This window comes from Caenimonas sp. SL110, assembly GCF_001044395.1.
Taxonomy (GTDB): domain Bacteria; phylum Pseudomonadota; class Gammaproteobacteria; order Burkholderiales; family Burkholderiaceae_C; genus Ramlibacter.
In genome coordinates this window covers 1-2,033 of the sequence record NZ_JANU01000056.1, presented here as the reverse complement: position 1 = coordinate 2,033, position 2,033 = coordinate 1, and the positions used below count along the sequence as shown (strand labels likewise).

Annotated in this window: 2 protein-coding genes; both read left to right on the top strand. The window is 57.6% G+C overall.

Features of this window, described 5'->3' with window-relative positions; all coding sequences use genetic code 11:
* A partial coding sequence (locus AQ12_RS23580) for a hypothetical protein (RefSeq protein ID WP_161799050.1) occupies positions 1-80 on the top strand: 80 nt, incomplete at its 5' end.
* A 758-nt stretch (positions 81-838) separates the two neighbouring features.
* On the top strand, positions 839-2,033 hold a 1,195-nt coding region (locus AQ12_RS19705), incomplete at its 3' end, for a hypothetical protein (RefSeq protein ID WP_152682872.1).

Genomic DNA, 2,033 nt, shown 5'->3' with positions numbered 1-2,033 from the left:
TGGGCGGAGCTGGCAACGATGCACTGTGGGGCGGCAGTGGGCGCGACGTGTTGGCCAGCGCGATCCGAGCAGTGTCATGAACGGCCGAGCGCCGGTGATAGCCTTTCATTCCTGTGATACGGGACACGCGTCAACGAGACTTCAGGCTTGGAACAGCCGTGAAAAGTTCGCAAGAAGTAGTGCGGCAAGTCTGTATATTTCAGCGCTTCCGCCGTCTTCGCACTCGTCGGCGTTCACGCACCTGTTCTGACAGAACTTCATTTCCATTGCTGACGACACGAACTGCGTTGCGCGGTGTCAAAGTTGTTGGCAGTCGCATCAACGACTATTTACGTGACAAAGAAAACTACCGGTCCCCGGCCGATCAAGAGGAGGCACCCCAATGCGACATTTAGGTAGTTGCGCTGTAGCGATGACAGCCATTTTTCTACTTACCGGCTGCGAGCGCGCGAAGACGAAACTGGATCGCGAAGTCGATCGGCTTTGTGCCGTTGACGGAGGAGTTCATGTTTATGAAACCGTCAAGCTGCCTAAAGAGAACTTTGGGCCAGGTGGAGAAGTTTTCCCGGAATACAGGGCCCAGATCAGATCTGGCGGCGGATTAGGACCTGACTTCACATGGAACACCAATGTAAGAGAAATCGTCGCCGGCGATCCATCGCTGACGAGATGGGAGCAATCCATCAGCAGAGTGCAAGACGGAAAGTTGCTAGGAAAGAGGGTCGTTTACATCCGGGGGGGAGGCGACTTTCTCGGCCCTTGGGGTACCTCCGAGTACTCCTGCCGAAACGTTCCGAGCGACTTGACCCAAAAAGTATTCTTCCAATAAACGCACCCAATGACTCCCTCCCAAATTGCCTTACTGGCCCAACAAGCGCAAGCTTCCTATGCAAACCTCTCTGATGGAATGGCGGGACCGAGTTTCGCAGACGCACTGAAGACGCCGCAAGGCGGCTTCACCACAACCCAGTCCCAGCTCTTCGCCGCTGGGCACTCCGTTTTACTCCAGTACAACGACGATGCGGCTGGAGCCGGCGGCACCGGAACCAGCCTTTCTCTGACGGTTTTCAAAGACAACGGCGGCAACCTCACGCTTGCTATTCGCGGGACGCTGGAGGTGGAAGACTTCACACCCACCGACGCCAATGTCTTCACCATGGGCGCGGGCTACGATCAGATCGCGGCGATGTACAACTGGTGGCAGCGTGCGAGCACGCCTGCTGGCCAGCAGGTAGCGCAATACCGTGTCCGCGTAGTCGAATTCGAGGGCACGTCGGCAACGGCCTCGCTCTTGCCCCTGTATGGCTTGCCCAGCCTGGGCAGCAATCAAGTGATGGCGCTAGAGCGAATCGCCGATGCCAGCGCAACCGGGGACTTGATCGCTGCGCTGGCCGCCGATCCCAACCACAGTCTCGACGTTACCGGGCATAGCTTGGGCGGTCACCTCGCGATGGCGTTTGCGGCGCTGTTTCCAGCAGTCACCACCACCGCGACCGCCTTCAACGCTCCCGGATTCATTCAATCCTCCATCAATGAACAATTCTTCAGCCGACTCGGAGGCGCCGTACCAGCAGCCAACAACATCGGTGGAGTGACAACCAACGTCATTGCAAATCACACGACTCAGGCCGATGTCCCGTGGCAAGGAATCGCCGGATTGCATTCTCGACCCGGCACGATCGTCAACGTGCCGATTGAGTCGCAAACAGGCATCGGCGAACCCGCCAAACCATCCGCGCTCAACCACTCTCAGATGATCCTGGTTGATGCGTTGGCTGTTCACGTTTTGTTCGAAAAGCTACAGCCCGGACTTGCCGGGGCTGCCTTTAGCAAGCTGCTTGAAACGGCCACGAATCGCGAGTACGCGGGACTTGAAGGCCTTGTCGAAACATTGCGTTCGATCTTGGGGTTAGGCACCGGGCCGCTGCCAGCCGGACATAACCAGCGTGAGGCTCTTTACCAAACGATAACCACGATTCAGGAGAGCGACGCTTTCGCCAAACTCGTCAGCAAGGTCGAGATCGCCCCCACCC